This is a genomic window from Rhodopseudomonas palustris, from assembly GCF_013415845.1.
In the GTDB taxonomy this organism is placed as follows: Bacteria; Pseudomonadota; Alphaproteobacteria; order Rhizobiales; family Xanthobacteraceae; genus Rhodopseudomonas; species Rhodopseudomonas palustris_F.
In genome coordinates this window covers 1,378,460-1,405,037 of the sequence record NZ_CP058907.1, presented here as the reverse complement: position 1 = coordinate 1,405,037, position 26,578 = coordinate 1,378,460, and the positions used below count along the sequence as shown (strand labels likewise).

Genomic DNA, 26,578 nt, shown 5'->3' with positions numbered 1-26,578 from the left:
GCGGCCTCCGCCGCTGCGCCTATCTCCCCGGCATCGCCATTGCATCGAGGAGACCGCCATGCCGCATCCCGCCATCGCCAAGGATCAGGTCGCCGTCGTCACCGGCGGCGCATCGGGGATCGGCTTTGCGGCCGCCAAGCGGTTTCTGCAGGCCGGCATGAAGGTGGCGATCGCGGATCTGAACGCCGATCATCTCGCCCGCGCCGCGGAGCTGCTGGCACATGTCGCGGGCGGCGGCGCCGACGACGTGCTGGCGAAGGAAACTGACGTCGCCAAACCCGACCAGCTCGAGGCGCTGCGCGCCGCCGTCACCGCGCGGTTCGGCGACGTCGACGTGGTGATGAACAATGCCGGCATCGAGCCGCCGAGCACCGCGCTCGGCCCGCGCGAGGCCTATGAGCGCATCCTCAGCGTCAATCTTTGGGGAGTGATCCACGGCTCGCAGATCTTCGCGCCGGACATGATCGCGCGCGGCCGGCCGGGGCTGATCATCAACACCGGCTCCAAGCAAGGCATCACCACGCCGCCGGGCAATCCGGCCTACAATGTCTCCAAGGCCGGCGTGAAGGCCTATACCGAAGCGCTGGCGCACGAGCTGCGCACCACCGAGAGCTGCGCGGTGACGGCGCATCTTTTGATCCCCGGCTTCGTCTTCACCGCGCTGACCGCGCGCGGGCGCAGCGAGAAACCGGCCGGCGCCTGGACCGCCGAGCAGACCGTCGACTACATGCTGGCGCGGCTTGAGGACGGCGACTTCTACATCCTATGCCCGGACAATGACGTGCCCCGAAGCCTCGACGAACGCCGCATCGCCTGGGCCGCCGGCGACATCATCGACAACCGCCCCGCGCTGTCGCGCTGGCACCCGGCCTGGGCCGACCGCTTCAGGGCGTTCGTCGAAGGGAAGTAACAAGCCACGGCGCCAGCGTCTTCTTGAGAGCCTGACCGGAAATGCGGGCAGCTAATTGAAAGGCTTTGATAAGCCGTTCAATTGACGATTAGTTTCGTCATGGCCGGGCTTGTCCTGGCCACCCACGCCTTTCTTGCTGTTTTCGCTGCAAGACGTGGATGCCCGGCACAAGGCCGGGCATGACGGGTTGAAACGAAAGTGCTCGATTTCATTGCCCGCATTTCCAGTCGGGCTCTGAGGCGCACGCCAGCTCAAGCCGGCGCCGTCGCCACCGCGTCGAGCGCCGCCCCGGCGCCAGAGTCGAACAGCACGAACCGGTTGCGGCCGGCGCGCTTGGCGGCGTAGAGCGCCGCATCGGCCTCCGCAAAGGCGGCGTCGATCGAGCTGCCCGAGACCACCCGGCAGGCGCCGATAGAGACCGTCAGCGCGATGTCCTGCCCATCGTCGGAGCGGATCGGCGCGGCGTTCATCGCGTCGACCATGCGCGCGCACAGCTCCCGCAGGCCGTCCGCGTCGCGATCCTCGACCAGCACGACGAACTCGTCGCCGCCCCAGCGGGCGCAGGTGTCCCGCTCGGTGAGGAGCGGCGCGAGCCGCCGCGCGGTCTCGCACAGCAGGCGATCGCCGGCCAGATGGCCGAACACATCGTTGACGTCCTTGAAGTCATCGAGATCGATCAGCAGCAGCCCGGCCGACCGCGGCGCCAAGGGCGACTGCGCCAGCCACTGCTCGAACACCTGGGTGAACCCCCGACGGTTCGGAATCTCGGTCAGCAGATCGATATTGGCGAGACGCCGCAGCTTCTCGGTCCGCTCGTCGACCAGATCCTCGAGAATGCGGGTGTGGTCGCGCACGGCGTGCGCCATGCCGGACAAGGTGCGCGACAGCCGGCCGATCTCGTCGCTGCCTTGGTCGACGACGATATGGTCGAAGTCGCCGTCTGCGACCCGCCGCGCGGCCGCCTCGACGGTGGCGAGCCGATCGAGCACGACCCGGCGGAACAGGATGGTGACGAGCGCGACCGCCGCCGTCATCATCACGATCAGCAGCAACGCGATCGGGGTGAACAAGCGGCGATCGATGATGGCGTCGATGTCCATCAGCGTCACGTTGAACCAGCCCAGCTGGTCGAGATAGCCGACTCCGACCAGGACCTCACGCCCCCCGATGTTCATGAAGCGCGATTCGACCGCCGCGGGGCCGGCGGAAACGCGCTTCATCATGGCGGCGAGTTCGGCGGCGTCGGCGGGACTATCGACCTGCTGGAAGATCGTCTTCTTGGTCTTGGTGTCCTTGGTGAGACTGTGGAAATCGACCATCCCCGGATCGCGATGCGCCTGGATGGCGCCGGCGTGATCGACGAACATGCTGGTGACGCCGGTCTGCGGCAGCGCCACCACCTCGCGGATGAATTCGGTGAGGTCGACGCCGGTGCCGATCACGCCGAGAATCCGGCCCTGGTCGGCGATGACGCAGTTGATCCAGACTTTGGTGACGGCGAGATTGTCGTCGCGATCGACATTGAGCTGGCAGGGCTGTCCGGCCGCGATCGTCTTGAAGTACCAGCCGTCGCGCGGATTGTCGCGCTTGACCTGATAGCGGAGCTGGTTGCCGTCGTAGTCGTTCTTGGCGTCGTTGAAGTAGTAGTTTCCGGACTGGTGGACGACGAAGAAATAGCTCTTGTCGTGAAACGACAGCCGGTAATGCTCGAGCTCGGCCAGCCCGCGCTTCGTCTTGTCGGGGTCGGCCTCGTCGCGGGCCCAGGCGCGCACCGCCGGCGACCGGGCGACCGTCTCGGCCAGCGAGACCTCGCGGATCAGCGCCTCGAGGCCGCGGTAGCGGTCGAACAGCACCTGCTTCTCGGCGAACAACGTGCCGAGCGCAACCACGGTCTGACGGGTCAGGAATTCAAACGCCACATAGGCCGGCACGGCGACCAGCCCGAACACGCAGACGGTCACGACCAGAAACCGCGTCTTGAGGCTGGTGGCAATCTGATTCCAGAGACCGCGCATCAGGCTTCGTGTCATCTCCGCCGAAACAAGCCATCGTTCCGAGCGACCGCCCAACGCGGCTGCGCCGAATAAACCACATACAATTCAGATCTGAATGCTTCACTAATGGTTCACCCTCTGGTGCCGATCGTCTCGATCATCGATCGCCGCCGGATCCACCAGACATGTCCCCAAGACATGCGCCCTCGCCGCTGTTGATTGGACAGCGCGGGGGCGGATGGGTTTTGTCCGAGCGGGATGCCTGCCCCTTCGCCACCCAAGACACGAGGGTGTGCGGAACGCCAGACGCGCGATGCGTCCGCAGCCTCGTGCGCAGTTCAACAAGCGTATGAGTTAGTCACCAACAAAGCACCGACACGTTCGGCGTTCCGCACGCGGTGAGGCTTCCGGCTTGCTTCATGCGCTCCCCGGCTGCGTTTGATACGCTTGGGTTCGTCACCGTCGGGACTGAGCAGTGCGGACGCGAACGTCCGGACCTTGTCTCCTGCGGCCGGTCGGCGTGCAGGCACTCCGTTTCTTAACGCCAGCGACGGGCGTCGGGACCACACGACTTGGGCCGGCGCGCAAAGGCGGAGCAAGTGGGGCGCATCTCCGCCCCGGCCCGCACAGCACAGCTGCGCGTTGGTTCAGCGGCGCCATAGCCCCCCAAGGCCAAGCCCCTGCGGACTTGCGCCCCCGCGGCCCCGAACCGCCGTCCCTGTCGCGCCCGACGCTGCCGCGTCGACTGCCCCCCGGCCCGCGCCTCAAGACGATCGCGATCCGCGCCTCGGTATTGAAGCGGGATCGATCTATCGGACTTTAATCCTACTTCAAAATTTCGTAAGCTGCCGGCCCGCGAGCATGGCTTGTGAACGGAAACAACTCTCTAGGGTACTGCTCGTATGGACACTAGGCGCTCTCTTTCAAGCATCCTCGCTCGGTCCAGCAAGGGGGCAGCACAGCCGATCAAAAGAGACTGCTTTGCTCGGCTCACCGCGACATAAACTTGATTGCGTCCGATCGGACTGTTGAGTTCAAAAGAACCAACATCCGGAATGATCACAACATCGAACTCTAGCCCCTTCGTCTCCCGGACCTCGGTGAAGTGGACATTAACCCGCTTCGTTAGGTCGTCTCTCCGAGACATCAAGGCCGGACGATGGTATGCACCTAAATCATCATCCAGCAGATCAAACCACCGCTGCGCCTCATCTGCGGTGGGCATAATGATTGCAATCGTCGCATGATGGGGCAGATCCCGAATACGAGCCACGATGAAGTCCGCCATCCGACGCGGCTCCTCGTACTGATAGACGGCCGCCGGCTGAAATGAAGCCCTCTCGAATTTGACTCGGCCGTCCCCAAGAAGTGCAAATCGAAATCCTGCGCTAAGCCCGGCCAATTCTGCTCGTTGACGAAAATTTTGATCCAAGAATATCGTCCTATTTCGCGCCGAGCGCGGGATCCACGGAAATAGATCATCGATCTTCTGCGCTCCAGATGACTGCAACTGCTGAAAGCGATCACCCGACAAGGTGATCTGATTGTATTTGCTATCGGCTGACATGCCCATCAGCACGATTTCGCTGTCTGTGAAATCTTGCACCTCGTCGATGAATACAGCATTATATCTTCGCATTTGATGCAGGTGATTCAATGCGCGACCTTGATCAGTGTAATCAAATCCCTCTGAAATCATTCCAGCAAATACTGCCAGCACCACAAGGTCGCACTCCGGTAAACTTGGACGATCCCCAGCTTCCGCAAGCAGACTCTTGATCTCATGCACGTTGCTATCGAGAATCTCACCGCTTACGGGCTGCGGCAACAACGCAAACGATTCATGGACAACTGAACGAAACGCCTCCTGGCGCACAGCCCCTCGAAGCAACTCAGAGGAATTCAAATCGGCGAGAAACGACCGCGAGAGTGCTGATATCAATTTCTTTTCAGATTGCGCCTGAACCCTATCGAGCTCTCGATTAAGGGCTGCTTCTTCATTTCGACGCCGTTGGTTATCTGACTTCTCGATGACTCGGAATGTCGCCCTTACGCGATCTTCCTCATCCTGGGTCTCCGCTTCCGAAATAGCCGCTACTGTGCGAGCCGCCAAGCCACCGAGATAAAAGGACCTGACCTCCTGCGAAGTGTTAGCTTTCAACAAATCTACCGAAATTTTCGTGATCACTCCAACTATACGTGGTGAGATTACTGATGCCTGAGAGAGCTTACTCCGTAGCCGGATCGCCGCCTCGCGAGCCATAACCACATCCAACGCTCGCAGCCACTCCATTCGGCAACGGATTGGCGAATTGGGGCCTTTCCTCCTCCTAAATTGATTAGATATGCCGAATTTGCTATAAAGATCCCCCCTGAACTCTTCAAAATCCTTGATCGGAAGATGCACCAGCTCTAACGCAGACGCAGTTTCCTTGAGGTATCCCCTCAAGCTGTGACTAAGCACAAACCCAACCATTCCGGCTGAAGAGAAATCTTTATCGGCGGCATTTTGCAATCCATAGCTCTCACGCTCGACGCCGGTCCCAAAGTTAGCAAAAAACTTCAAGCGCCCCAAGGCAACAGACGTTTTACCAGCCCCAGCTACGCCCTCGACAAAAGTGAGACCTCGCGGATTGCTAAGGGCACGCTCTTGGTCGACAGTGGTCCGAGTGATAAACTGATGACCGAGCGACTGATCATCCGTATCACCCAAGTAAACTCCTACCCAATCGATCAACCAAGTCGGATCGGATCCCTCAAAGGGCTTTTTCTGAGGAACAGGCGTCGTCTCTTTCTCTTTAGGAGAACTGAGAAAGTGACGAACGGTACCGCGGAGATCGTCGACAGCCAGAGGCCTTTTCGAACCAAGCTTTCGAATCGCCATCGAGCGGAAGTTAGGCTCTTCGTTCGAAGAACGAAGATTTACAGGCCCATCCAGCGTGCGGATATCGCGAACACTGAAACATCGTTCGCCAGCCGGAATTTCGACGTCCCGCCGGTCTCCAGGCTGCGCAGAAACAAGCTCGCTAGCGAGCCTCGAATTGCGTGGCAGTACGAAACAACCGTTGTCGATAAACCCCACGTTAGCTTGCGTTATTCGATATGTGAAATTGCCTTTCGGACGATCACTGCCATCAAGTTCGGTCCCGATGACAGTGCGTCCGTAAACCCGGTGGGCAAGTTCTTCAAAAGCCTTCTGCCGAGCACGCCGTTGATCAATAAGTGCGAGGTCATTGACGTCGAGGTGACCTAGAGATTGCGGCCGCTTAGAGAGTTCCGAAATTTGCTCTGAAACGCCCCGAGCCATAGCATCAAGGACATCCAATTCTTCTTTCGCTGCGGCTATTATGTCAGGCAATGGCTTTGTTGATCCAACTGGCATACGACTTATCCGTGTTTGCGGCCGACTCACGTAATGGTTGTCATTGTAGCAATTCCATCAGAACGTCGTCCTACCTTCCTAACGAACATTCCGACATAACAAGGTAACCCGTAGGGCGGATGAGCCGAAGGCGTATTCCGCCCCTCTCGAACCGTGGGTTACGGCTTCGCCCAACTCACCGTACGGCGCTTATTCCGCGGCCACGCGGGACAATTCGCCTGCATCCCTCAGTTTGGCGGAGCGGCTTCGACCTCGACCCGATCCAGCTCTATGTCGAGCAAAAATGGCCGGGATTGAACCCCAGCCATTGCAGCGACACTACTTAAGGCATCATGGGCGGATCAGCAGACGGCTTAGTCTGGCTGACGGTTGCGAGACGCCACGGACATGTAAAGCGTCGCTTTACAGACGACAGATCCATCCTATATCGTGCTTTCCATGAGAATTCGGAACGTCCTGCACAAGGGGCTCCGGCGGCTCATCGAGGATGATGACGCCGGCGGGATTCAAGCGGCCCTCGCGGACAAGCTTCGCCGCATGATTTCGTTTCTGCAGGACATGGAGCGGGAGGACGAACTCCGAACAATCCCGAGCTGGAAGGCGCACAGGCTGACCGGGGATCGCAAGGGGACATGGAGTCTGTTCGTCACCAAGAACTGGCGGCTGACTTTCCAGATCGACAAGGATGGGATCGAGATCATCGATCTCGACTACGAGGACTACCATTAGGACGCTTTGATGAGACCGACGATGCGGACAAAGACCGACCTGCGCATGAAAAGCCCGGCACACCCCGGCAGCTTCGTGAAGCACGAGATCATCGAACCGCTCCGGCTGTCCGTCACCGAAGCCGCGAAGGTCTTGGGCGTCACCCGGCCGGCGCTGTCCGCGGTTCTGAACGAGCGCGCCTCGCTGTCGTCCGAGATGGCGCTCCGCATCGAAAAGGCGTTCGGCGTGTCGATGGACACTCTGATGCGCATGCAGAACAGCTTCGATATCGCTGAGGCGCGCAAGCGCGCCGGCGAGATCAAGATTGCGCGCTACGCGGGCGCGGCGGAATAGCAGACCCGTAGGCGCAGACGCGAGGGCGACATGGGCCACGTGTGCTGATGGTGGGTTACGGCTGCGCCTACCCCAACCTACGGCGCTTACGCATCTGCTTTCGCGGCTCAAAAAGCCTTCGGCAGCCCCGCTTGGCGCAGGATGGCGTTCGCGGTGTGACGGCTCGGAATGCCGACCGGAACGGCGAAGTTTCGATTCGTGAGCGGGCTGTGCCAGATCTCATGGCTTCCCTTGCCCTGGCGAACCAGCGTGCAGCCGGCTGCCCGCAGCAGGTCTCTCAATTCGCGGTCAAACTGCGGCGCCATCAGGCCGCCGGGAGCGCTTCACGCAAGGCGGTGATCTGCAAAAACACCGACGCCGGATCGACGCCGGGATGATTGTCCGGCAACAGGTCCAGCGTCATGGCTTCGATCTTGGCCAGCAACGCGTCGAGCGTCGGCGCATCGGCCGCTGCCGGGATGTCGTCGCAATGTCCGCTCCAGACGCCTGCGTCGGCGTCCCAAACGGCGGACACGGTGAAGATGACCGGTTTCGACATCGTCGCCTCGTGTCGATGGTGATGCCCGGCCTCGCGCCGGGCATCCACGTTCTCAAACGTCGCAACTCCAAGACGTGGATGGCCGGGACGAGCCCGGCCATGACGGCCATTTGTCTTAGTTATCGAGGAACGACCGCAGCTTCCGTGACCGGCTCGGATGCTTCAGCTTCCGCAGCGCTTTCGCTTCGATCTGGCGGATGCGCTCGCGGGTCACCGAGAACTGCTGGCCAACTTCTTCCAGCGTGTGGTCGGTGTTCATGCCGATGCCGAAGCGCATGCGCAGCACGCGTTCTTCGCGCGGGGTCAGCGAGGCCAGCACGCGCGTGGTGGTCTCGCGCAGGTTCGACTGGATCGCGGCGTCGATCGGCAGCACCGCGTTCTTGTCCTCGATGAAGTCGCCGAGATGGCTGTCCTCTTCGTCACCCACCGGGGTTTCGAGCGACAGCGGCTCCTTGGCGATCTTGAGAACCTTGCGGACCTTCTCCAGCGGCATGCCGAGCTTCTCGGCGAGCTCTTCCGGGGTCGGCTCGCGGCCGATCTCGTTGAGCATCTGCCGAGAGGTGCGGACGATCTTGTTGATCGTCTCGATCATGTGCACCGGGATGCGGATGGTGCGGGCCTGGTCGGCGATCGAGCGGGTGATCGCCTGCCGGATCCACCAGGTGGCGTAGGTCGAGAACTTGTAGCCGCGGCGATACTCGAACTTGTCGACCGCCTTCATCAGGCCGATGTTGCCTTCCTGAATGAGATCGAGGAACTGCAGGCCGCGGTTGGTGTACTTCTTGGCGATCGAGATCACGAGGCGGAGGTTGGCCTCCACCATTTCCTTCTTGGCCTGACGGGCTTCGCGCTCGCCCTTCTGCACCGAGTGGACGATCTTGCGGAATTCGCCGATCTCGAGGCCGGTCAGCGCCGCCATCGACTGCACTTCCTGGCGCAGGTCCTTGATCCGGTCCTTCTCGTGGTGGACGAAGTTCTTCCAGCCCTTAGCCGAGAGCTTCGACACCCGGTTGAGCCAGCGCGGATCGAGCTCGGAGCCCTGATAGTTACGCAGGAAGTCGTCACGGGCGACGCCGTGGCTGTCGGCGAGCCGCATCAAGCGGCTCTCGAACGACACCAGCTTCTTGTTGATGTCGTAGAGCTGCTCGACCAGGCTGTCGATACGGGCCTGGTTGAGGCGAAGCGACTTCACCTCGACGATGATTTCGTCCTTCAGCTTCTTGTACTTGCGCTCCTGCGACGGCGACAGCTGCTCGTTCTGCAGCTGGTTGGCGATGTCCTGCTCCTGCAGCTTGCGCAGCTTCTTGTAGTTATCGGCGATCTTGTCGAAGGTCTCGACCACCTTCGGCTTCAGCTCGGCCTCGATCGCGGCGAGCGACATCTGGTTCTCGAACTCGTCGTCGTCGCCATCGCCCTCGGGCGCGCCTTCGCCCTCGGCTTCGGCCGGCGCAGCGCCGCGCTGCTGCGCGGGACGGAACGGGGTGGCAGACGGCGGAGCCGCCGGCGGCGCGACATGCGCGGGCGCACCGCCCTCGCCTTCGGCCGCGGCTTCCTCACCGGGCTCGCCGATGTTGTTCTTGCCCTCGGGGCCGGCGTAGGTGGCTTCGAGATCGATGATGTCGCGAAGGAAGATCTTTCCTTCGTTGAGTTCGTCGCGCCAGATGATGATCGCCTGGAAGGTCAGCGGGCTTTCGCACAGCCCGGCGATCATCGCCTCGCGGCCGGCTTCGATCCGCTTGGCGATCGCGATTTCGCCCTCGCGCGACAGCAGCTCGACGGTGCCCATCTCGCGCAAGTACATGCGGACGGGGTCGTCGGTGCGCTCGCCGGGCTCGGACTTCTTGGTCTCGGTGACGGCCTTGGCGGTGACCTCGACGAGATCGTTGTCGAGCTCCTCGTCGGCCTCTTCCTTGGCCTCTTCCTCTTCGGCCTCGGTGTCTTCCGCCTCGGACACATTGATGCCCATGTCGGACAGCATCGACATGATGTCTTCGATCTGCTCCGGCGACGTGGTGTCGGAGGGCAGCACTTCATTGAGCTGATCGAAGGTGACGAAGCCGCGCTTCTTCGCCTGCTTGATCATCTTCTTGACGGCCGCATCCGACAAGTCGAGGAGCGGCGAGGGAGCGTCGACGGAGTCCTTCTCCGGCGCGTCTACCTTGTCGTCCTTGTCCTTGTCCTGCACCTGAACCGTCTTCGCCTTGCTGGCCATCCACTGCTCCTGAACGCGCTCACGGACGAGGCGTCACCGCGCCGCCATGAAAACTTGCCTTATCGGGAGAGACGCACAAAGGGCGGCGCCCGCCTGCGCCACCCCGCACGATCCCGCTCGCTGGTTACCCAAATTGGTCGCCCGAAGGCCTTCTACCGGAATGCCGTTAAGCCCTTACTAACCCTGTTTTTGCAGCTAAATCCGGGAATTGGCGAGTCTTTTCGACTCGACGCCCGCCCGGGGCCTTCCGCTGACCGCCTCACACGCTGCGCTGGAACCGGCCGGAGGATTCGCCGAATCCCTCGATCAGCGCCTCGGTCCCCTCGACCTGCGCCAGGCGCGCCTTGACGTCGTTCAACCACCGCATATTCGCCTCGCTGCCGTCGTCACCCAAAGCCAGCTCGGCATCCTTCAATTCCCTAAGTAAGGAGTGGGATTGTCGATGCAAGGCAACGAGTTGCTGCCACGTCGAAAGGACGTCCTCGCGCGCCGCCTTCGGCCCGCTCCCCCACACCGCCGAGGTCGTGATCGCCCGCTCAACCCGTTGCAATTGCTCGGATAAGCCTGCCTTAACCAAATCTGCGCGGAGCTTTTCGGCCTGGCCGACCGGATCGTCGCCGCGGTGGTGATGCTGGGCGAAGGCGGCGATGATCGCCGCCCGCAGCCGGTGCGCCTCCGGATGGGCGAATTCCAGCGCGGCGATTTCCTCCAGATGGTCGTCGAGCAGCCAGGGGTGATTGAGCAGCGAGATCAGAATCAGAGCCTCGCGGCGCGACATCGCCGAGCGCTGGCCGCGCATGATCGGGCTCGAAATCAGGTCCGGGCTGGCAATCTGGTAGGGGCCGCGGCCGAGCATCGGCGCCGGTTGTCCCGGACGCCCGCGCGGGGCAAATCGGCCGCCGCCCTGTGGAAAACCGTCCCGCGGGGCGAATCGCCTCCCCGAATCGCCGCCGCCGCCGCCGCGAAAGCCGCCGCCATAGCCGCCCGGCGGGGCGAACGCCGCCCGCAGCCGTTCGGCCAGATCCTGGCGGTAATAGCGCCGCACCACCTCGTCCTGGATACCGTTCGACAGCTCGTTGATCCGCGCCTCCAGCGCCGCCCGGCGCTCGGGCGTGGCGAACAGGCCGCCTTCGACCTCGCGCGCCCACAGCATGTCGGCGAGCGGACGCGCCGCGCCGATCACCTCCTCGACCGCCAGCCGGCCACCAGCGCGAGCGAGATCGTCGGGGTCCTGCCCTTCTGGGAGCAGCGCAAAACGCAGACTCTTCCCAGGCTTCAGATGCGGCAGCGCCAGATCGGCGGCGCGATACGCCGCCTTCTGGCCGGCGCGGTCGCCGTCGAAGCACAGGATCGGCTCGTCGGCCATTTTCCAGAGGTGCTGCAGCTGCGCTTCGGTCAGCGCGGTACCGAGCGGCGCGACGGTTGCGGGGAAACCAGCGGTGACCAGCGCGATGACGTCGACATAGCCCTCGACCACGATCACCGCGCCGCCGTCATGCGCGGCTTTGCGTGCGGGCGCGTGGTTGTAGAGATTGTCGCCCTTGTGAAACAGCGGCGTCTCGGGCGAGTTCAGATACTTCGCCGCAACGTCCTTCTCCAGCGCGCGTCCGCCAAACGCAATCACCCGGCCGCGCAGATCGGTGATCGGAAACATCACGCGATCGCGGAATTTGTCGAACGGCACCGGAATATCAGGGCCCGCCGACAACAGCCCCGCTTCGATCATGTCGGACACCGGCACGCCGTGCTTGCCGAGATGCTCCTTCAGCGCGTAGCGCTCGTTCGATGCGTAGCCGAGCCGGAACTTGACCTGCGTGCCCGGCAAGATCGCGCGATCGGCGAGATACCCGCGAGCACGGGCGCCGGCCCGCGAGGCAAGATTCTCGGCGAAGTAGTTCGCCGCCAGCTCCATCACGTCGTACAGCGACTTGCGGCGCTGTTCCTGCCGCGCCGAATCCGGCGACTGCACCGGCAGCGCCACGCCGGCCATCGCCGCCAGCCGCTCCACGGCTTCGGGGAAGTCGACGCCCTCGGTCAGCATCACGAAATCGAAGATCGAGCCGTTCTTGCCCGAGGAGAAGTCGAACCACGCCTGCTTCTCGTCATTGACGAAGAACGACGGCGTCTTCTCCTGCTGGAACGGCGACAGCCCCTTCCACTCCCGCCCGGCCTTCTTCAGCTTGACGCGGCGGCCGACCACCTCCGACACCGACAGCCGGGCTTTCAGATCGTCGAGGAACTGCGGCGAGAAGCGCATAGGGCTCGGGGGCTAAGCGGCGCTCAGCAACGGCGCCAACCGACCATGGATATAGGCTCGCGCAGGGTGATGACGAGGGGGCGCCGAATTGTCCCGGCTATCCACAGCCACAGACGGCGATGAATCCCCGCCGACTAACGCTGAGACACCGGAAAGGAAGGGATTTCAGCGAAGATCTCTAGCAAATTTCCGTCGGGGTCCCGAAAAAACAACGTCCTGTGCCCGAAGCTCTGGTCCGTCGCGGGCGACAGCAAAGCGACGCTCTTCTGGGCAAGTTCAGCAGCGCATCGATCGACATCGGCCAGAGGCACGCGAAACGCCAGCTGAACCGATGCAGTGCCGAACGGAATTGGAGAATCTGCAGCTGTCAATTTTGGCTTGGCGAGCGCGAGGACGTTGCGGCCGACCCGATACTCCGCCCAGTTGGGGGACAGTTCCCGGATCAATGAAAATCCAAGCAAATCGCTATAAAATGCCCGCATCGCAGGCATGTCGCGAACGATGATAGCCGTGTAGTCGATCGCACAAATGCGAGACAGGCTGGATGTATGATTCCGCTGCGGCTCTGCAATCCTGAATTTCCCGCTGTCGTCGAACGAACCGTGTTCTGGAGCGATCGCACAGGCAGCGATGTCGTCTTCATCGAAAGCCATTTCGGTGATCGCGTAGGGCGGCCCGTCGTAGCAACTCGTGTCATGATCGAGATCGAGACGTATCGCAGTGATCGTACGTGTGCCGATATCCGTGCAGCGCCAGCGTCCGGCTGCCGTCACAAACTCCAGTCCGATTCGAAAGTCTGAGTGGTCCATAGTGATCTGCCCCGATGCAAAGCGGGTATTATTGACGTCGCCGCGCCTGCCTCCAAGTTGTCGACCTTTAGGACAGCCACTTTAGCGCGAACAAACTAAGTTGCACACGCGTGTCATCACCTCGCAATATTTCGCATTGCGGCATGGTCGATACCCTTGTAAACCCGCGACAATTCGCAAGCGGAGCCGGTTTGATCCAGCTCATTGCTGCACCGCGCAAGCGGGATTGAACTGCCGCACCCTGCGCAATGCGGGGGAGTCGGGGGAGAACGATCAGCCAAGGCTTAAAGGGCTCACCCGCGTCGCTTCCGAAGTTCTGGAGCGTCGCGTTCGAACGATAAGGAGCCAGACCATGGCTAATTGTGCCCATTGCAATGCGCAGATGACGTCGCTTGGCGTGGAAGCCATCGACGGGGTGTACGAGATCCATTCCTGGAAATGCGACGACTGCGGCCACGTGCTCGATATCGCCACCGCTTCGGTCGAAGCCTACGACTTTCCGAGCTTCTGCCTCACCGAGCCAGGCGATCCCGATTGGCTGACCCTGCTGCCGCTCGCCGCCAATGCGCGGATCGAGCTGCACCTCACCGGCTAGAAGCCTTCAGGCCCTTTCAGCCGGAAAACGCTTCCGGCTGAAACCGCCCCGTTTCGATACGCGGCAGCCGCGCCACGTCCCAATTGAAATAGTACACGAACGCGTCGAGCTCGGTGCCGCCCTCCAGCGTCACGCAGGCGATCTCGCGCCGGTACTCCGCGCGCTGGTCGCGGGGCCCGCACCCTTCGTAGTCGTCGAGCTGCGCCAGCACCTCGTCCGGCCGATGCAGCCGGAACACTTCGCCGTGAACGCGATCGGCTGGATCATCCGACGGCACCAGGCCCGGATAGTGCCGCACCAGATACAGTCGGCCCGGGATCGAAGCCGCCCCAACAAACTCCGCATTCGACGACAGCAGCCGGGCCATAGGATGGTCGTAGCCGCGCATCAGCGTGCCATAAACGAACAGACGATCGGACATCATTCACCGCAACTTCAGCAAGTCCGGCCGAAGCTATCCAAACGTCGGCGGGCTGTCATGCCCGGTTCGTGCCGGCGAAGTTCAATCGTCTCGACGCCGCGCCGGCGAATCCGCTACCGATTCGGCGGGGCTCGGACGGCACAGATCGATAGGCAGGTTCGGTGATGGACGGCGTGCGCGATAATTTCCTCAGCCTCGATGCCGGAGAACCTCCGGTGATCGAGCGCAATCAGAACGGACAGTCGCCGTTCCTGCTGGTGTGCGACCATTACGGCCGCCAGATTCCGGCGCAGCTCGGCGACCTCGGCCTGCCCGAAGCCGAACTGACGCGGCACATCGCCTGGGACGTCGGCATCGCCGGTGTCGCCGAGCGGGTGTCTGATGCGCTCGGCGCGCATCTGATCGCGCAGCGCTATTCGCGGCTGGTGATCGACTGCAACCGGCCGCCGAGCGCCGAGAGTTCGATCCCGCTGGTCAGCGAAGCGACCACGATCCCCGGCAATGACGGGCTGTCTCGCGAGCACGCCGCGGAGCGGCGGCGGCTGATCTTCGATCCGTATCACCAACAGATCGAGGCCGCGATCGAGGACCGACAATTGTCCGGCCAGCCGACCGTGCTGCTGGCGCTGCATTCGTTCACGTCGGTGTATCACGGCATGGCGCGGCCCTGGCACATCGGCACGCTGTATCAGGACTGCACCGTGCTGCCGCCACTGCTGCTCGCCGAGCTGCGCCGCGAGCCGGATCTGGTGATCGGCGACAATCAGCCCTATGCGGTCTCGGACGGCACCGACTACACCATTCCGGTGCACGGCACCGCACGCGGTCTAATCACCTCGGGCATCGAAATCCGCCAGGATCAGATCACCGACGAGGCCGGCCAGGTCGAATGGGCCAGCCGGCTCACCCGCGTGCTGAGCACGATCGCCGATACACTCCGGCAACAGCAAGCGCTGCGATAGCACGCTATCGCAAATCTCTGCGTCAATGCGAGCAGAAGGCAAAGCAATCCAGATGCGCCGAGTACCCGGTAGCTGGATTGCTTCGTCGGCTTCGCCTCCGCGCAATGACGGCAAGGCCGCGCCTTACTTCGCCCGGCTGAGCGCCAGCCAGATGCCGCCGCCGATCATGAAGCCGCCGGAGATCCGCGACAGCAGCCGCGTGCGCTGGGCCGAGAACATCGTGCGGGCGCGGCCGGCGAGCAGCGCGTAGATCGCATCTGTCATCGCCGCGATCACCATGAAGGTGACGCCGAGCAGCGCCACCTGCGGCACCGTCTCGCGCTGCATGTCGACGAACTGCGGGATGAACGCGCCGAAGAATACCAGCACCTTCGGATTCGCCAGCAGCACGAAGAAGCCCTGCAGGAAGAAGCCGCCGCGCGGCGGAGGCGGCGGCTGATCGGTCGACAGACCTTCGACCGGCCTGCGGATCAGACCGATGCCGAGCCAGACAAGATACGCCGCGCCGAGAAACCGTACCCAGTCGAACCAATATCCCATCGTCGCCATCAACGTGGTCAGCCCTGCAGCGACCAGCGCGATCACCAGACCGAGCCCGAGCTGCGCGCCGGCGATATTGAGCAACGCGGCACGTGTGCCGTGACGCAGGCCGTTGGCGATCACCAGCGTCACCACCGGCCCTGGCAGCAGAGCGAGCACGATGCAGGCGGTGACGAAGGTCAGGTACATTTCGAGAGACATGGCATTCCCATTCACGCAACGATTCCACCGAGACGTTACCAGCCCTGCGCGACTGCGACGACTGGCGAAAAGGCCGCGTCGATGGTCGGTGTTGACACGCAACCTTTTGGTTGCCTATTATCGCCGCCATGGATGAGGTCTTCAAAGCGCTGGCAGATGGTTCGCGGCGCGCCCTTTTGGACCGGCTCCACGCCCGCAACGGGCAGACGCTGAGCGATCTCTGCGACGGCCTCGCGATGACGCGGCAAGCCGTGACCAAGCACCTTGCGATTCTCGAAGCGGCCAATCTGGTCGCCACGGTCAAACACGGCCGCGAGAAGCTCCACTACCTGAACCCGATGCCGATCCATGAGATCGGCGAACGCTGGATCAGGAAATTCGAGCGCGGCCGGCTCGCCGCCCTCAGCGATCTGAAACGCAAACTGGAGACGCGCGATGAGTAAGCCGGAATTCGCCTACGTCACCTATATCCGCACCACGCCAGACCGGTTGTGGCACGCCTTGACCGACGCCGATTTCACCCGGCGCTACTGGATGGACTGCACGCTGCGCTCGGACTGGACCGTCGGCTCCGAAATGACGATGGAGCGCGGCGGCGAGATCAAGAACCGCTGCACTATCGTGGAGTCTGATCCGCCGCATCGGCTCGCGTACGATTGGGTCTCGGTGTGGGATCCGGGGATGCGCCAGGAAAAACCGTCACGCGTGACCTACGAGATCGAACCGCAAGGCGACCTCGTCAAGCTCACGGTCACGCACCAAAACTTCACCCAAGGCAGCGCGACGCTGCCGAGCATCAGTTTCGGTTGGCCGATGGTGCTGGCGAGCCTGAAGAGCATTTTGGAAACCGGCCAGCCGCTACCATTCGCTCCGCAGTCGCACGCGGCGGCGGAATCCGCTCATGTGTAAGCCGTAACCGGGTCACATTGCCTGCGGCAAAGCTTGTCCGGAAACAGCTTAGTTTCCTCACGGAGCCGTCGTGGCCGGGCCTGTCCCGGCCATCAACCGTCTCTAGCTAGGCTTCAGCCTGTCGCGGCGCGCTTGGGCATCGCCACGACGTTGTTGCTCGCCTCGGTATCGGCGGTGTCGGGAAGTTCAGCCGCGACCGGCGCAACGATCTTGCGATACAGGTGCCAGGTGGCATGACCGAGCACCGGCAACGTCACCACCAGCCCGAGGAAATAAGGCAGCGCTGAGATCGCCAGCAAGACCACGATGGTGGCGGCCCATCCGATCATGGGCAGCGGGCTCTTCACCACCGCGCGGACGCTGGTCACCATCGCGGTGACGAAATCGACGTCCCGATCGAGCAGCAGCGGGAACGATACCGCCGTCAACGAGAACAGCACCAGGGCCAGACAGGCGCCAACGCAATTGCCGACAGCCAGGAACACCAGCCCCTCGTTGGTGGTGAGCACCGCCGAGATGAACTCCTGCAGGCTGCCGAACGACGCGCCGACGCCAAGGAATAGCGCGATCAGCAGACGGACCTGGTACATCCAGATGACGAAGAGGAACAGCGTCACGAACGCCATCCAGCCAAGCTCGCTGCGGCTTCGCATCAGGCCGACGATCTGCAGCAAAGACGGCCGCTTGCCGGCCTCACGCTGCCGGCTGACCTCGTACAGGCCGAGCGCGACGAACGGCCCGATCAGCGCAAAGCCCGCCCCGAGCGGATAGGCCAGATACACCATGTGGAAGGCAGTGAGACAGGCGAGGATCAACAATCCGCCCGCCGCATAGAACGCACCGAACGCCAGCCCGTACAGAGGCGCGGCTTGGAAATCGCGCAGGCCCTGACCCAACGCTTCCGCGATGTCTCCGATCGCAATCGGCCGCACCACGGGATCAACCTTACCGGAGATCGACATAGTCGCTCCTCCCTGGTTCGTGGGGCATTGTTCATTATTAGTTACGCGTATTAAGGCGCGAAGCGCAACGACCGTCAATCAACTTGGTAGCAGCCGATCGCTAAGAGCCATGCATATCGATTAGTTCCCGCCGCATCGCACAACTAATTCGCGCCGCAACACGCGCAAAACCAGCCACTCAGCGGGTCGTTTGGACGCGTTTCCGCAGCCGCACCTACACATCGCCGTTGTTCGGCAGGCTGGCAGGCCCCGCTTCACACCGTCGTGAACGGCTGTGCAAGCGGTGCGCCGAGATCGCTTGTTGGCCTATCTCGACGTCTTCGTCGCGCTCGGCCTGATCGCCGCGGCCATGATCCCGCTGGCGCTCTCCCTCCGCAGCGACAAGCCGGCGATGGGGCATTGAGTTTGATCAGTCATTCCGGGTTCGCGAGCGACCGCGATCCCGGAATCTTGCAGTTTTCGCGAAGAAAGGCGCAACGGGGTGCGCGGCGGCCGTCACGCAGGATCACGTCGAGATTCCGGGTTCGCCACTCCGCGGCGCCCCGGAATGAAGGACGAAAGGATCGCGCGAACGTCAGCGCGCGATTAACCCGTCAACGCTGCCTTCACCATGCCGCTGGCCTTACCGAAGTCCATCTGGCCGGCGTACTTCGCCTTCAGGGCACCGATCACCTTGCCCATGTCCTTGATGCGCGCAGCGCCGGTTTCGCTGATGGTGGCGGCGATCGCGGCCTTCACCTCGTCGTCGGACATCTGCTGCGGCAGGTAGGCCTGGATCACGGCGATCTCGGCGCGTTCCTGATCGGCGAGCTCGGCGCGGCCGCCCTTGTCATAAAGCTCGACCGATTCCTGGCGCTGCTTGATCATCTTCTGCAGCAGGCTGAGCAGATCGCCATCGCTCAAAGGCGGCTTGCCCTGCCCGCGGGCTTCGATGTCGGCGTTCTTGATGGTCGAATTCACCATCCGCAGCGTCGACAGCTTGCGCTCGTCCTTGGCCTTCATCGCCTCTTTCACGGCGTTGTTGATGTCGTCGCGCAGCATGTCGGGCTCCTTCGTATTCGATGCGTCATTGCGAGGAGCGAAGCGACGAAGCAATCCAGAGGCCGCGAAAAGAGCCTGGATTGCTTCGCCTTCGGCTCACGATGACGAAAATGGCAAATCTGCCGCTGATGTAGGCGCTTCGGTAGCCTCAGACAACTCAGTTCCGCAGCCAGTCCGCCAGCGCGGCAGCGGTCGCGGCGGGCTGCTCGATCTGCGGCAGGTGGCCACAATCGGGAATGATCACCAGCTTCGCCCCGGTGATGCCGTCGGCCATTTCCCGCGAAAGGCTGTTCGGAATGGTGGTGTCGGTGTCGCCGGAAATCACCAGGGTCGGGCAACCGATCGTCCCCACGGTGTGGCGCGAGTCTGTGCGGGCAATGATCGCCCGCTGCTGGCGGACAAAGCCGGCAGCGCCGACGTCATCGCCCATCTCATGAACGACGGTCCGCAGCGCGGCGTCATCGCGGCGCGACGGATGCACGAAGCCGGGGTACAGCTCGTCCAGCACCGCATGCAGCCGGCCGGCCTCCGCTTCTCCGATTTGCCGGGTGCGGCGTTCGGTGGCCTCCGGGCTATCGGGCCGGGCCTGGGTGTTGATCAGCGCCAGCTTGGCGACCCGGTCGGGCGCCTGACGCATGATCTCGAACGCGATGTAGCCCCCCATCGAATGCCCGGCGAGCGCGAACCGTGACGGGGCTTCGGCAAGAATCCGCCGGGCGATCGCCGCCATGCTGTCGTCGCAGATATGGTTGGCGACGGTCACCGGCGAGCCGCACGCCCATAGCGCCGGGAAGATCGGGGCGTAGATCCGCGGCGAGCCCGCCAAACCGGGCACCAGCACCACCGGCAATGATGTGTCCATTCAAGCTCTCCCCACGCACGATTCTGCCCCTGCGCCCGCCAGGGAGCCTAGGACAGCCAAATTCCCTGTCAAATCTCGTCCAAAAGCGAACAGTTGGAGGGGTTCGGCGCTTTGACGTCGGCAACGCCCGCGACTATGTAGTGCGCTCATGACCAATTCAGCATCCCATCCCGCTTGGCCGGACCACAAGCCGACCGCGCTGCTCGTGCTTGCCGATGGCACCGTGTTCGAAGGCTTCGGCCTCGGCGCAGAGGGCCACGCCGTTGGCGAGGTCTGCTTCAACACTGCCATGACCGGCTACGAGGAGATCCTCACCGATCCGTCCTACGCCGGGCAGCTCATCACCTTCACCTTCCCGCATATCGGCAACGTCGGCACCAACGACGAGGATATCGAGACGGTGAACATGGCGGCGACGCCGGGCGCACGGGGCGTGATCCTGCGCAGCGCCATCACCGCCCCGTCGAACTATCGCTCGTCGCGCCATCTCGACGCCTGGCTGAAGGCTCGCGGCATCATCGGCCTGTCGGGCATCGACACCCGTGCTCTGACTGCGCTGATCCGCAGCAAGGGCATGCCCAATGCGGTGATCGCGCATTCGCCCACCGGCGAGTTCGACCTGCACGCGCTGAAGGAAGAGGCCCGCGAGTGGCCCGGCCTGGAAGGCATGGACCTGGTGCCGATGGTCACCTCGGCCCAGCGCTTCACCTGGGACGAGACGCCTTGGGCGTGGGGCGAGAGCTTCGGACGGCAGGACAAGCCCGAGTTCAACGTCGTCGCGATTGACTACGGCATCAAGCGCAACATCCTGCGGCTGCTGGCCGGCGAAGGCTGCAAGGTCACCGTCGTGCCCGCCACCACTTCGGCCGAAGACATCCTGGCGATGAAGCCGGACGGTGTGTTCCTGTCGAACGGCCCGGGCGATCCGGCCGCGACCGGCAAATACGCGGTGCCGGTGATTCGGAAGGTGATCGAGACTGGCGTGCCGACCTTCGGCATCTGCCTCGGACACCAGATGCTCGGCCTCGCGCTCGGCGGCAAGACCGTGAAGATGCATCAGGGTCACCACGGCGCCAATCATCCGGTCAAGGATCTCACCACCGGCAAGGTCGAGATCACCTCAATGAACCACGGCTTCGCGGTCGACAAATCGACGCTGCCGGCCAATGTGCAGCAGACCCACATCTCGCTGTTCGATGACAGCAACTGCGGCATCGCGCTGGCCGACAAGCCGGTGTTCTCGGTGCAGTACCACCCCGAGGCATCGCCCGGTCCGCAGGACTCGCACTATCTGTTCCGCCGCTTCACCGATCTGATGCGCGCGAAGAAAGCCGCCGCGTAGTCGCGGCGGCCTTACTCATATCATCTTCTCAACTTGTCATTCCGGGGCGCGAGCGTAGCTCGCAAACCCGGAATCTGATTTGGGCACAGTCACGTCTGGATTCCGGGTTCGCGCCTATCGGCGCGCCCCGGAATGACGTGTATTAGGCGAGTGACGAACACGGGAACGCCCGGCGCGGCGTCACGTTATCTCAGCGAGCCGATGATCCTTCCCTGCACGCGCCGGAGACGCCATGTCGCTTGCCCGCGACCAGATCAAACCGCTTGAGTTGGTGTTCGACGACGACGGGCTGATCCCGAACACACCGCTGCCGCTGCTGCTGTACAAGCGCGCTATCGATGTTTCGGGCCGTGAGCCGGAGCAGGCGATCGAGGAGCTGTTCGAGCAAAATGGCTGGGGAGACCGCTGGCGCAACGGCATTTTCGATTACCACCATTATCATGCCACCGTGCATGAGGCGCTCGGCGTCGCACGCGGCCGGGCAATGGTGCTGTTCGGCGGCGAACAAGGCGAAGCGATCGAATTGACACCCGGCGACATCGCCGTGCTGCCCGCAGGCACCGGCCACAAATGCCTGTTCGCCAGCCACGATTTCTCGGTGGTCGGCGCCTATCCGCAGGGGCCGAAGATGCAGGTGACGCGGCCCACGCCCGCCAATTATCGGCGCGCGTTACAGACCATTCCGCAGGTAGCCCTGCCAAAGACTGATCCGGTGTACGGGGCCGATGGACCACTGCGGAAGCTATGGCTGAAGTAGCTTCGCAGTGCTCTCATCCCAGGTGCGCGTCTTCACCTCTCCCCTCGCGCGGGGAGAGGTCGGATTGCGCAGCAATCCGGGTGAGGGAGCGTCTCCAGGGAGTCGACAGTCTAAGGGCTCGGTCGAAGCCGCAGCGCAGTGCCTGCTTCGCCCCTTACCCCACCCCTCTCCCCGCTAAGGGCGGGGAGAGGGAGGTCGCTGTGCTTGGGGGAGTCTCTCTCATAAACTCTTCAATGAGAGCCTCTTGTACAGCCCGCGTCGCCTACGCCTCGTTGGCGCCTTCCTGGCGGGTGGCTTCGAACAGGAACCAAGTGCGCTTCTCGGTTTCGTCGATGAAGTTCTCGAGCAAGCCGGCGCTGGCGGCGTCTTTGCACTCGTCGACGATCTCGTGCGCCTTGCGCATCGCGGCGGCAACCTTCTTGTTGTCGTTCATCAGCTCGCGCAGCATCTCGCGCGGCGGGACGTAGTCGTCGTTATTGTCCTGGATGCTCTGGAGCTTGGAGATATGGCCGATCGAGCGCAGCGTGGTGCCGCCGACCTTACGGACGCGCTCGGCGAGATCGTCGGTGGTGGCCAGGATCTGCGCCGACTGCTCGTCGAGCAGCAGATGATAGTCGCGGAAATGACGACCACTGATGTGCCAATGGAAATTCTTGGTCTTCAGATACAGCGCGAAGGAATCGGCGAGCAGACCGTTCAGCGCGGTCGAGATCTTCTCCACCGACTGCGGCGGCAGGTCGGTCGGGGTGTCGAGTTCGGGGGCGACGGAGCCGGATTTTGCTTTGGTCACGATGAGAATCCTGCGGTGATGCGGTTGACGGCTAGGGGTGGATGCAACGGTCAGGCGGGGCGGCCGCGGCCCGGTCGATCCAAGCCGGTCCCGAAAAGCTCGTCTTGGATGTTTCGGCTGTGCATTGGTGTTTCCCGCGAAACACGTTAGACCCCTCATCAACGCGCTGCGTCCGGTGGCGTTCCATTCATGGAACAGCCATGCAAAGACAGCAGTACTGCACCGATCGGCCCTGATTTGGCCGCGTTCGGCCTGGTTCGGCGGGTGTTTCGGGGTCAAGGGATGGACGACTGGATCGATTATTACGACTCCACCCACACGATCTATGTCAGCAAGCGCCATCGCGACGTGCATTTTGCCGAGATCGCCCGGGACATAATCAGCTACATCCCCTCCCCCGGCGCGGTGGTGCTGGACTATTCCTGCGGCGAGGCGCTGTCGGCGACCACCGTCGCAGAGGCCTGCGGCAAGCTGATCCTGGCCGAACCCGCCCCCGGCGTACGCGGCCGGCTGATCGCCCGCTACGCACTCAACACCAAGATCAGGGTGCGGTCGCTCGATGATCTGCGCACCATGGCTGACGGTTCGGTCGATCTGGTGGTGATGAATTCAGTGGCGCAATACATGAAGCCGGCCGAGCTCGACCAGGCGTTGGCGGTGATCCGGAGGCTGCTGTCGCCGCCCGGCAGCTTGGTGGTCGGCGATATTCTGCGCCCCGAGGTCGGGATGACGCGCGACGTGCTGTCGTTGCTGTTGATGGCCCGCCGTCACGACTTCATGAAGGATGCGCTGTGGGGCCTAGCCCGGACTGCGCTGTCCGACTACCGCGAGCTGCGCACGAAGATCGGCCTGCAGCGCTACAGCGAGGCCGAGATGCTGGCCAAGCTGAACGCCGCCGGCTTCACCGCTCGCCGCGCCGAGCGCAACATCGGCCACAACCCGTGGCGGATGACTTTCGTGGCGCGGAAGGCTGAGTAGTTTTTCGGTCCTGCCAGCACGTCATTCCGGGGCGCTCGCACCGCGAGGGAACCCGGAATCCCGAAGTTATTATGCGCGTCAAATTCCGGGTTCGCGAGCTGATCGCTCGCGCCCCGGAATGACAGGCAGAGAGGTCGAGCGAAATCGCCCCTACACCACCACGCTGAGCCGTTTCGCAGCGCGGGTGATGCCAGTGTAGAGCCAGCGGGCGCGGCTGTCCTGAAACGCGAAGCTCTCGTCGAACAGCACGACGTCATCCCATTGCGAGCCCTGGCTCTTGTGCACCGTGAGCACATAGCCGTAGTCGAACTCGTCATAGGGCTTGCGCTGATCCCACGAGATGTCCTCGATGCCGCCGGCGAAGCACTCGTTGCGGACCGAGACCTTGGTCAGCCGGCCGCCGAAATCCTCATCGGGCGTCACCCGCATGGTGATGATCTTGGTCTTGATCGGCGAGCGCGACTTCACCCGCCACAGCCCGCCATTGAATAGCGCCTTCTTGCGGTTGTTGCGCAGGCAAACCAGCTTGTCGCCACCGACCGGAAACGGGTCCTCGATGTTCAGTCGCTGGCGGAAGCGCGCATTGTAGGCGCGGCGGGTGTTGTTGCGGCCGACCAGCACCTGATCGGCGTCCATCACACGCTGCGGATCAAGCTGATCGCGCGTCACCACTTCGGTCTCGCCATAGCGACCGCGTTCGAGCGCCCTGCCCTCGCGCACGTCCATCGACAGCCGCACGATCGGATCGTCCTGCGCCTGGCGATGCACTTCGGTGAGCATCACGTCGGGCTCGGCATTGGTGAAGAAGCCGCCGCCCTGGATTGGCGGCAGCTGCGCCGGATCGCCGAGCACCAAGAGCGGACAGTCGAACGACATCAGATCGCGGCCGAGTTCTTCGTCGACCATCGAGCACTCGTCGATCACGATCAGCTTGGCTTTCGAAGCCGGCGCGTCGTCCCACAGCTCAAAACTCGGCTGCTCGACGCCGCTCTCCTTGGTGCGATAGATCAGCGAATGGATGGTCGAAGCGTCGTCGCAGCCCTTGTTGCGCATCACCAAAGCGGCCTTGCCGGTGAAGGCGGCGAACTTCACCTCGCCCGACACGCCCTCGGCGATCTCGCGCGCCAGCGTGGTCTTGCCGGTGCCGGCGTAGCCGAACAGCCGGAACACCAGCGGCGTGCCGTTGCGGCCGGGCTTGGCCTTGAGCCAGGCGCCGACGGCTTTCAGCGCCTCGTCCTGAACAGGGGTGAAGGTGGTCATGGGATCTCGCGGGCGGACCACGCGGGCGGACCCGCGGCGATTCGGTTCCGGCAAGCTAAAGCAAATCCGGCTCCGATTGAATCGGAACCGGGCTCGGTGCCGACGGCACGAAAGGCGTCACCGGAACAGTGTCAGTGCGAACGGTCGGCGGTCTCGTCGATTTCGTCGGTCCACACTTTGAAGCTGACCAGGGTGTTGGGGCCGAAGGTCTGGGTGATCGGCACGTCGGCGGCGTCGCGGCCCTGCGCGATCAGCACGCGGCCGAGCCGCGGCACATTGTTCCGCGGATCGAACGTGTACCAGTGGCCGCCGATGAACGCTTCGAACCAGCCGGCGAAATCGCCCGCGGCCCACGGCTTCGGCGTGCCGACGTCGCCCAGATAGCCGGTGCAGTAGCGCGCCGGAATGTTCATGCAGCGACACAGCGCGATCGCCAGATGAGCATAGTCGCGGCACACGCCGCGGCCCTCGTCGAACGCTTCATGCGCGGTGCGAGTGGCGCGGGCGTGCTGGTAATCGAACTTGATATGGTTGTGCACGAAATCGCAGATCGCCTGCACCCGCGGCCAGCCCGGCGTCGTGGTCTCGAACATCTTCCATGCGGTGTCGGACAGCAGGTCGGTCTCGCAATAGCGGCTGCCGAGCAGATAGACGATGCTGTCGGCCGGCAGATCTTCGATGGCATGTTGAGTCGCCGTCGGCACCACCGGATCCGGGATTCCGCTGTCGCGCACGATCCCGTCGGCGGCAAGCCGCATCCGGCCCGCAGGTGCCACTAGGCGGCTGCACCAATTGCCGAACATGTCGCGATACGGCGTGATCTGCACTGGCGGCTCGACAGTGAGAAAATCCGGAACGATGATGTCGGAGGCCCGACTGAAATGCGTGCCGAGCACCACGATCATCGGCGTCGGTTGCGGGAAATCGTAGATCATCTCATAGCCGACGCGGAGCTTCATGGGTTGGCGGTCTCCACTATCGCGCCGTGGGCTTGATCGGAACTGATCGCCGGCTGCTTTCCCTAAATGGCACTCGAGGGCCTAAAAACAAGCTGTTGCGGACCAAACGAGCCACTTACGACGAATTCGATGGCTATCGCGCAGGAAAAGGCGCAGCATCATCATCGGTCATCGCTGCGTAAAACGACACGGCCGATGATAGGACGCAGCGGCCCGAAGGAGGCGTCCATGACCACCCGAACGCGCCGCGAAACGATCGTCTTCGCTCATCCATTTCGACTCCGCGGCATCGATCGCGAGTTGCCGGCGGGCGCTTACGACGTCATCACCGACGAAGAACTGATCGAGGGCCTGTCGTTCCCGGTGTTCCGCCGTGTCGCGACGATGATCACGGTGCCCTGCGCGCCGCCGCGCCAATCCGCGGTAGAAATGCTCACGATCGAACCGGACGCGCTGCGAGACGCGCGACAAGCCGACAGCAGCACCAGCCGGGCCTGAACCGCGCGGGCCGCCCGCAACACGAGGATGATCCACCATGAGTTTTACCAGCGGCAGCTTTCGCGGTTACGATGAGGACCGCTCCGTGGTGCTGTTTTCGATGATCAACGATCTGACCGAAGTGCCCTGCGCGATCAGTTCCGACGCGATGGACTTTCTCGACGGGGCGAAGCGGACCCCACCAGCCCAACGAGAGCAACAGTTCATGCGGCTGCGCGCCAGCATCGAGAGCTGCGCCGAACGCAAATTCGCCAACGCGGAGATGGAAGGCCGGCCTCCGGGGATCATCCTGCGGCGACTGGATTTTCGTAGCTGACGATTTGACTCTGACGGCCAG

The 26,578-nt window shown here is 63.0% G+C and carries 27 protein-coding genes; 12 read left to right on the top strand and 15 right to left on the bottom strand.

The genetic code is table 11. The annotated features are described in order from the left end of the window. The first annotated feature begins 58 nt into the window (after positions 1–58). Positions 59–910, top strand: coding sequence for an SDR family NAD(P)-dependent oxidoreductase (locus HZF03_RS06555; protein WP_119019365.1), 852 nt, complete (start codon positions 59–61; stop codon positions 908–910). Between the two features lie 251 nt (positions 911–1,161). On the opposite strand, the gene HZF03_RS06550 is transcribed toward HZF03_RS06555, so the two are convergent. Together HZF03_RS06550 and HZF03_RS06545 are read right to left on the bottom strand one after the other, a co-directional pair. Next, positions 1,162–2,925: a sensor domain-containing diguanylate cyclase gene (locus HZF03_RS06550; protein ID WP_119019366.1), complete on the bottom strand. Its 1,764-nt coding sequence runs from the start codon at positions 2,923–2,925 to the stop codon at positions 1,162–1,164. A gap of 865 nt (positions 2,926–3,790) precedes the next feature. After that, on the bottom strand, positions 3,791–6,286 hold the full coding sequence (locus tag HZF03_RS06545; RefSeq protein ID WP_119019367.1) for an ATP-binding domain-containing protein: 2,496 nt from the start codon (positions 6,284–6,286) through the stop codon (positions 3,791–3,793). Positions 6,287–6,724: 438 nt separating this feature from the next. Between HZF03_RS06545 and HZF03_RS06540 the strand changes: the two genes are divergently transcribed. Both HZF03_RS06540 and HZF03_RS06535 read left to right on the top strand, forming a co-directional pair. Further along, entirely contained in the window at positions 6,725–7,015 is a 291-nt protein-coding gene (locus tag HZF03_RS06540) for a type II toxin-antitoxin system RelE/ParE family toxin (protein ID WP_119019368.1), read from the top strand. Positions 7,016–7,024: 9 nt separating this feature from the next. Then, positions 7,025–7,348, top strand: coding sequence for a HigA family addiction module antitoxin (locus HZF03_RS06535; protein WP_012494952.1), 324 nt, complete (start codon positions 7,025–7,027; stop codon positions 7,346–7,348). 107 nt (positions 7,349–7,455) lie between these two features. Here HZF03_RS06535 and HZF03_RS06530 read toward each other — a convergent pair whose 3' ends face one another. The 5 genes from HZF03_RS06530 to HZF03_RS24580 form a co-directional block, all read right to left on the bottom strand. Continuing rightward, positions 7,456–7,653: a type II toxin-antitoxin system HicA family toxin gene (locus HZF03_RS06530; RefSeq protein WP_013503820.1), complete on the bottom strand. Its 198-nt coding sequence runs from the start codon at positions 7,651–7,653 to the stop codon at positions 7,456–7,458. Continuing rightward, a complete protein-coding gene (locus tag HZF03_RS06525; protein WP_234832296.1) occupies positions 7,653–7,934 on the bottom strand; it encodes a DUF1902 domain-containing protein in 282 nt (93 codons plus the stop codon). Before HZF03_RS06525 ends, HZF03_RS06530 begins: the two co-directional genes overlap by 1 nt. Before the next feature lie 67 nt (positions 7,935–8,001). Then, positions 8,002–10,098: an RNA polymerase sigma factor RpoD gene (rpoD, locus tag HZF03_RS06520; RefSeq protein ID WP_011156852.1), complete on the bottom strand. Its 2,097-nt coding sequence runs from the start codon at positions 10,096–10,098 to the stop codon at positions 8,002–8,004. 259 nt (positions 10,099–10,357) lie between these two features. After that, positions 10,358–12,355: a DNA primase gene (gene dnaG, locus HZF03_RS06515; protein ID WP_119019370.1), complete on the bottom strand. Its 1,998-nt coding sequence runs from the start codon at positions 12,353–12,355 to the stop codon at positions 10,358–10,360. Positions 12,356–12,489: 134 nt separating this feature from the next. Beyond that, positions 12,490–13,164, bottom strand: a complete 675-nt coding sequence (locus HZF03_RS24580) for a VOC family protein (RefSeq protein WP_338111537.1) — start codon at positions 13,162–13,164, stop codon at positions 12,490–12,492. A gap of 352 nt (positions 13,165–13,516) precedes the next feature. Here HZF03_RS24580 and HZF03_RS06505 point away from each other — a divergent pair, with 352 nt between their 5' ends. Continuing rightward, on the top strand, positions 13,517–13,759 hold the full coding sequence (locus HZF03_RS06505) for an LIM domain-containing protein (RefSeq protein ID WP_011156850.1): 243 nt from the start codon (positions 13,517–13,519) through the stop codon (positions 13,757–13,759). Positions 13,760–13,775: 16 nt separating this feature from the next. Here the strand turns inward: HZF03_RS06505 and HZF03_RS06500 are convergent, their stop codons facing one another. Next, positions 13,776–14,183, bottom strand: coding sequence for a gamma-glutamylcyclotransferase family protein (locus HZF03_RS06500; RefSeq protein WP_119019371.1), 408 nt, complete (start codon positions 14,181–14,183; stop codon positions 13,776–13,778). Positions 14,184–14,344: 161 nt separating this feature from the next. On the opposite strand from HZF03_RS06500, the gene HZF03_RS06495 reads away from it, so the two are divergent. Next, positions 14,345–15,142 carry an N-formylglutamate amidohydrolase gene (locus HZF03_RS06495; RefSeq protein ID WP_119019372.1) on the top strand — a complete coding sequence of 266 codons (798 nt, stop codon included), beginning with the start codon at positions 14,345–14,347 and terminating at the stop codon, positions 15,140–15,142. Between the two features lie 123 nt (positions 15,143–15,265). Here the strand turns inward: HZF03_RS06495 and HZF03_RS06490 are convergent, their stop codons facing one another. Then, positions 15,266–15,883, bottom strand: coding sequence for a LysE family translocator (locus HZF03_RS06490; protein WP_011156847.1), 618 nt, complete (start codon positions 15,881–15,883; stop codon positions 15,266–15,268). Between the two features lie 128 nt (positions 15,884–16,011). On the opposite strand from HZF03_RS06490, the gene HZF03_RS06485 reads away from it, so the two are divergent. Then, positions 16,012–16,326, top strand: a complete 315-nt coding sequence (locus HZF03_RS06485) for an ArsR/SmtB family transcription factor (RefSeq protein WP_011156846.1) — start codon at positions 16,012–16,014, stop codon at positions 16,324–16,326. Beyond that, the gene (locus HZF03_RS06480; protein ID WP_119019373.1) at positions 16,319–16,792 is read left to right on the top strand and encodes an SRPBCC family protein; all 474 of its coding nucleotides are present in this window, start codon (positions 16,319–16,321) and stop codon (positions 16,790–16,792) included. Before HZF03_RS06485 ends, HZF03_RS06480 begins: the two co-directional genes overlap by 8 nt. A 113-nt stretch (positions 16,793–16,905) precedes the next feature. Here the strand turns inward: HZF03_RS06480 and HZF03_RS06475 are convergent, their stop codons facing one another. The 3 genes from HZF03_RS06475 to HZF03_RS06465 all read right to left on the bottom strand — a co-directional run bounded on the left by HZF03_RS06475 (position 16,906) and on the right by HZF03_RS06465 (position 19,657). Beyond that, on the bottom strand, positions 16,906–17,754 hold the full coding sequence (locus tag HZF03_RS06475) for a DUF2189 domain-containing protein (protein WP_119019374.1): 849 nt from the start codon (positions 17,752–17,754) through the stop codon (positions 16,906–16,908). Between the two features lie 585 nt (positions 17,755–18,339). Continuing rightward, positions 18,340–18,795, bottom strand: coding sequence for a GatB/YqeY domain-containing protein (locus HZF03_RS06470; RefSeq protein ID WP_119019375.1), 456 nt, complete (start codon positions 18,793–18,795; stop codon positions 18,340–18,342). Between the two features lie 157 nt (positions 18,796–18,952). Further along, complete coding sequence (locus HZF03_RS06465; protein WP_119019376.1) at positions 18,953–19,657, bottom strand: alpha/beta fold hydrolase; 705 nt, start codon at positions 19,655–19,657, stop codon at positions 18,953–18,955. Positions 19,658–19,805: 148 nt separating this feature from the next. On the opposite strand from HZF03_RS06465, the gene carA reads away from it, so the two are divergent. Both carA and HZF03_RS06455 read left to right on the top strand, forming a co-directional pair. Then, the gene (carA, locus tag HZF03_RS06460) at positions 19,806–20,999 is read left to right on the top strand and encodes a glutamine-hydrolyzing carbamoyl-phosphate synthase small subunit (protein ID WP_119019377.1); all 1,194 of its coding nucleotides are present in this window, start codon (positions 19,806–19,808) and stop codon (positions 20,997–20,999) included. Positions 21,000–21,231: 232 nt separating this feature from the next. Then, positions 21,232–21,756, top strand: a complete 525-nt coding sequence (locus HZF03_RS06455; protein ID WP_119019378.1) for a hypothetical protein — start codon at positions 21,232–21,234, stop codon at positions 21,754–21,756. 262 nt (positions 21,757–22,018) lie between these two features. Here the strand turns inward: HZF03_RS06455 and HZF03_RS06450 are convergent, their stop codons facing one another. Further along, positions 22,019–22,546, bottom strand: coding sequence for a Dps family protein (locus tag HZF03_RS06450; RefSeq protein WP_042440862.1), 528 nt, complete (start codon positions 22,544–22,546; stop codon positions 22,019–22,021). A gap of 282 nt (positions 22,547–22,828) precedes the next feature. Here HZF03_RS06450 and HZF03_RS06445 point away from each other — a divergent pair, with 282 nt between their 5' ends. After that, positions 22,829–23,524, top strand: coding sequence for a class I SAM-dependent methyltransferase (locus tag HZF03_RS06445; RefSeq protein ID WP_119019379.1), 696 nt, complete (start codon positions 22,829–22,831; stop codon positions 23,522–23,524). A 150-nt stretch (positions 23,525–23,674) separates the two neighbouring features. On the opposite strand, the gene HZF03_RS06440 is transcribed toward HZF03_RS06445, so the two are convergent. Then, positions 23,675–24,784, bottom strand: coding sequence for an ATP-dependent DNA helicase (locus tag HZF03_RS06440; protein ID WP_011156837.1), 1,110 nt, complete (start codon positions 24,782–24,784; stop codon positions 23,675–23,677). Between the two features lie 131 nt (positions 24,785–24,915). Further along, on the bottom strand, positions 24,916–25,743 hold the full coding sequence (locus tag HZF03_RS06435) for a transglutaminase-like domain-containing protein (protein ID WP_119019380.1): 828 nt from the start codon (positions 25,741–25,743) through the stop codon (positions 24,916–24,918). 228 nt (positions 25,744–25,971) lie between these two features. On the opposite strand from HZF03_RS06435, the gene HZF03_RS06430 reads away from it, so the two are divergent. Further along, a complete protein-coding gene (locus tag HZF03_RS06430; RefSeq protein WP_042441404.1) occupies positions 25,972–26,241 on the top strand; it encodes a hypothetical protein in 270 nt (89 codons plus the stop codon). Between the two features lie 37 nt (positions 26,242–26,278). Continuing rightward, a complete protein-coding gene (locus HZF03_RS06425; RefSeq protein ID WP_011156834.1) occupies positions 26,279–26,557 on the top strand; it encodes a DUF1488 family protein in 279 nt (92 codons plus the stop codon). Positions 26,558–26,578: the final 21 nt, after the last annotated feature.

Bases quoted from the DNA above. Each gene is read 5' to 3' on its own strand.
- HZF03_RS06555 (WP_119019365.1), top strand. From the start codon at position 59: ATGCCGCATCCCGCCATCGCCAAGGATCAGGTCGCCGTCGTCACCGGC.
- HZF03_RS06550 (WP_119019366.1), bottom strand. From the start codon at position 2,925: ATGCGCGGTCTCTGGAATCAGATTGCCACCAGCCTCAAGACGCGGTTT.
- HZF03_RS06545 (WP_119019367.1), bottom strand. From the start codon at position 6,286: ATGCCAGTTGGATCAACAAAGCCATTGCCTGACATAATAGCCGCAGCG.
- HZF03_RS06540 (WP_119019368.1), top strand. From the start codon at position 6,725: ATGAGAATTCGGAACGTCCTGCACAAGGGGCTCCGGCGGCTCATCGAG.
- HZF03_RS06535 (WP_012494952.1), top strand. From the start codon at position 7,025: ATGAGACCGACGATGCGGACAAAGACCGACCTGCGCATGAAAAGCCCG.
- HZF03_RS06530 (WP_013503820.1), bottom strand. From the start codon at position 7,653: ATGGCGCCGCAGTTTGACCGCGAATTGAGAGACCTGCTGCGGGCAGCC.
- rpoD (WP_011156852.1), bottom strand. From the start codon at position 10,098: ATGGCCAGCAAGGCGAAGACGGTTCAGGTGCAGGACAAGGACAAGGAC.
- dnaG (WP_119019370.1), bottom strand. From the start codon at position 12,355: ATGCGCTTCTCGCCGCAGTTCCTCGACGATCTGAAAGCCCGGCTGTCG.
- HZF03_RS24580 (WP_338111537.1), bottom strand. From the start codon at position 13,164: ATGGACCACTCAGACTTTCGAATCGGACTGGAGTTTGTGACGGCAGCC.
- HZF03_RS06505 (WP_011156850.1), top strand. From the start codon at position 13,517: ATGGCTAATTGTGCCCATTGCAATGCGCAGATGACGTCGCTTGGCGTG.
- HZF03_RS06500 (WP_119019371.1), bottom strand. From the start codon at position 14,183: ATGATGTCCGATCGTCTGTTCGTTTATGGCACGCTGATGCGCGGCTAC.
- HZF03_RS06495 (WP_119019372.1), top strand. From the start codon at position 14,345: ATGGACGGCGTGCGCGATAATTTCCTCAGCCTCGATGCCGGAGAACCT.
- HZF03_RS06490 (WP_011156847.1), bottom strand. From the start codon at position 15,883: ATGTCTCTCGAAATGTACCTGACCTTCGTCACCGCCTGCATCGTGCTC.
- HZF03_RS06485 (WP_011156846.1), top strand. From the start codon at position 16,012: ATGGATGAGGTCTTCAAAGCGCTGGCAGATGGTTCGCGGCGCGCCCTT.
- HZF03_RS06480 (WP_119019373.1), top strand. From the start codon at position 16,319: ATGAGTAAGCCGGAATTCGCCTACGTCACCTATATCCGCACCACGCCA.
- HZF03_RS06475 (WP_119019374.1), bottom strand. From the start codon at position 17,754: ATGTCGATCTCCGGTAAGGTTGATCCCGTGGTGCGGCCGATTGCGATC.
- HZF03_RS06470 (WP_119019375.1), bottom strand. From the start codon at position 18,795: ATGCTGCGCGACGACATCAACAACGCCGTGAAAGAGGCGATGAAGGCC.
- HZF03_RS06465 (WP_119019376.1), bottom strand. From the start codon at position 19,657: ATGGACACATCATTGCCGGTGGTGCTGGTGCCCGGTTTGGCGGGCTCG.
- carA (WP_119019377.1), top strand. From the start codon at position 19,806: ATGACCAATTCAGCATCCCATCCCGCTTGGCCGGACCACAAGCCGACC.
- HZF03_RS06455 (WP_119019378.1), top strand. From the start codon at position 21,232: ATGTCGCTTGCCCGCGACCAGATCAAACCGCTTGAGTTGGTGTTCGAC.
- HZF03_RS06445 (WP_119019379.1), top strand. From the start codon at position 22,829: ATGGACGACTGGATCGATTATTACGACTCCACCCACACGATCTATGTC.
- HZF03_RS06440 (WP_011156837.1), bottom strand. From the start codon at position 24,784: ATGACCACCTTCACCCCTGTTCAGGACGAGGCGCTGAAAGCCGTCGGC.
- HZF03_RS06435 (WP_119019380.1), bottom strand. From the start codon at position 25,743: ATGAAGCTCCGCGTCGGCTATGAGATGATCTACGATTTCCCGCAACCG.
- HZF03_RS06430 (WP_042441404.1), top strand. From the start codon at position 25,972: ATGACCACCCGAACGCGCCGCGAAACGATCGTCTTCGCTCATCCATTT.
- HZF03_RS06425 (WP_011156834.1), top strand. From the start codon at position 26,279: ATGAGTTTTACCAGCGGCAGCTTTCGCGGTTACGATGAGGACCGCTCC.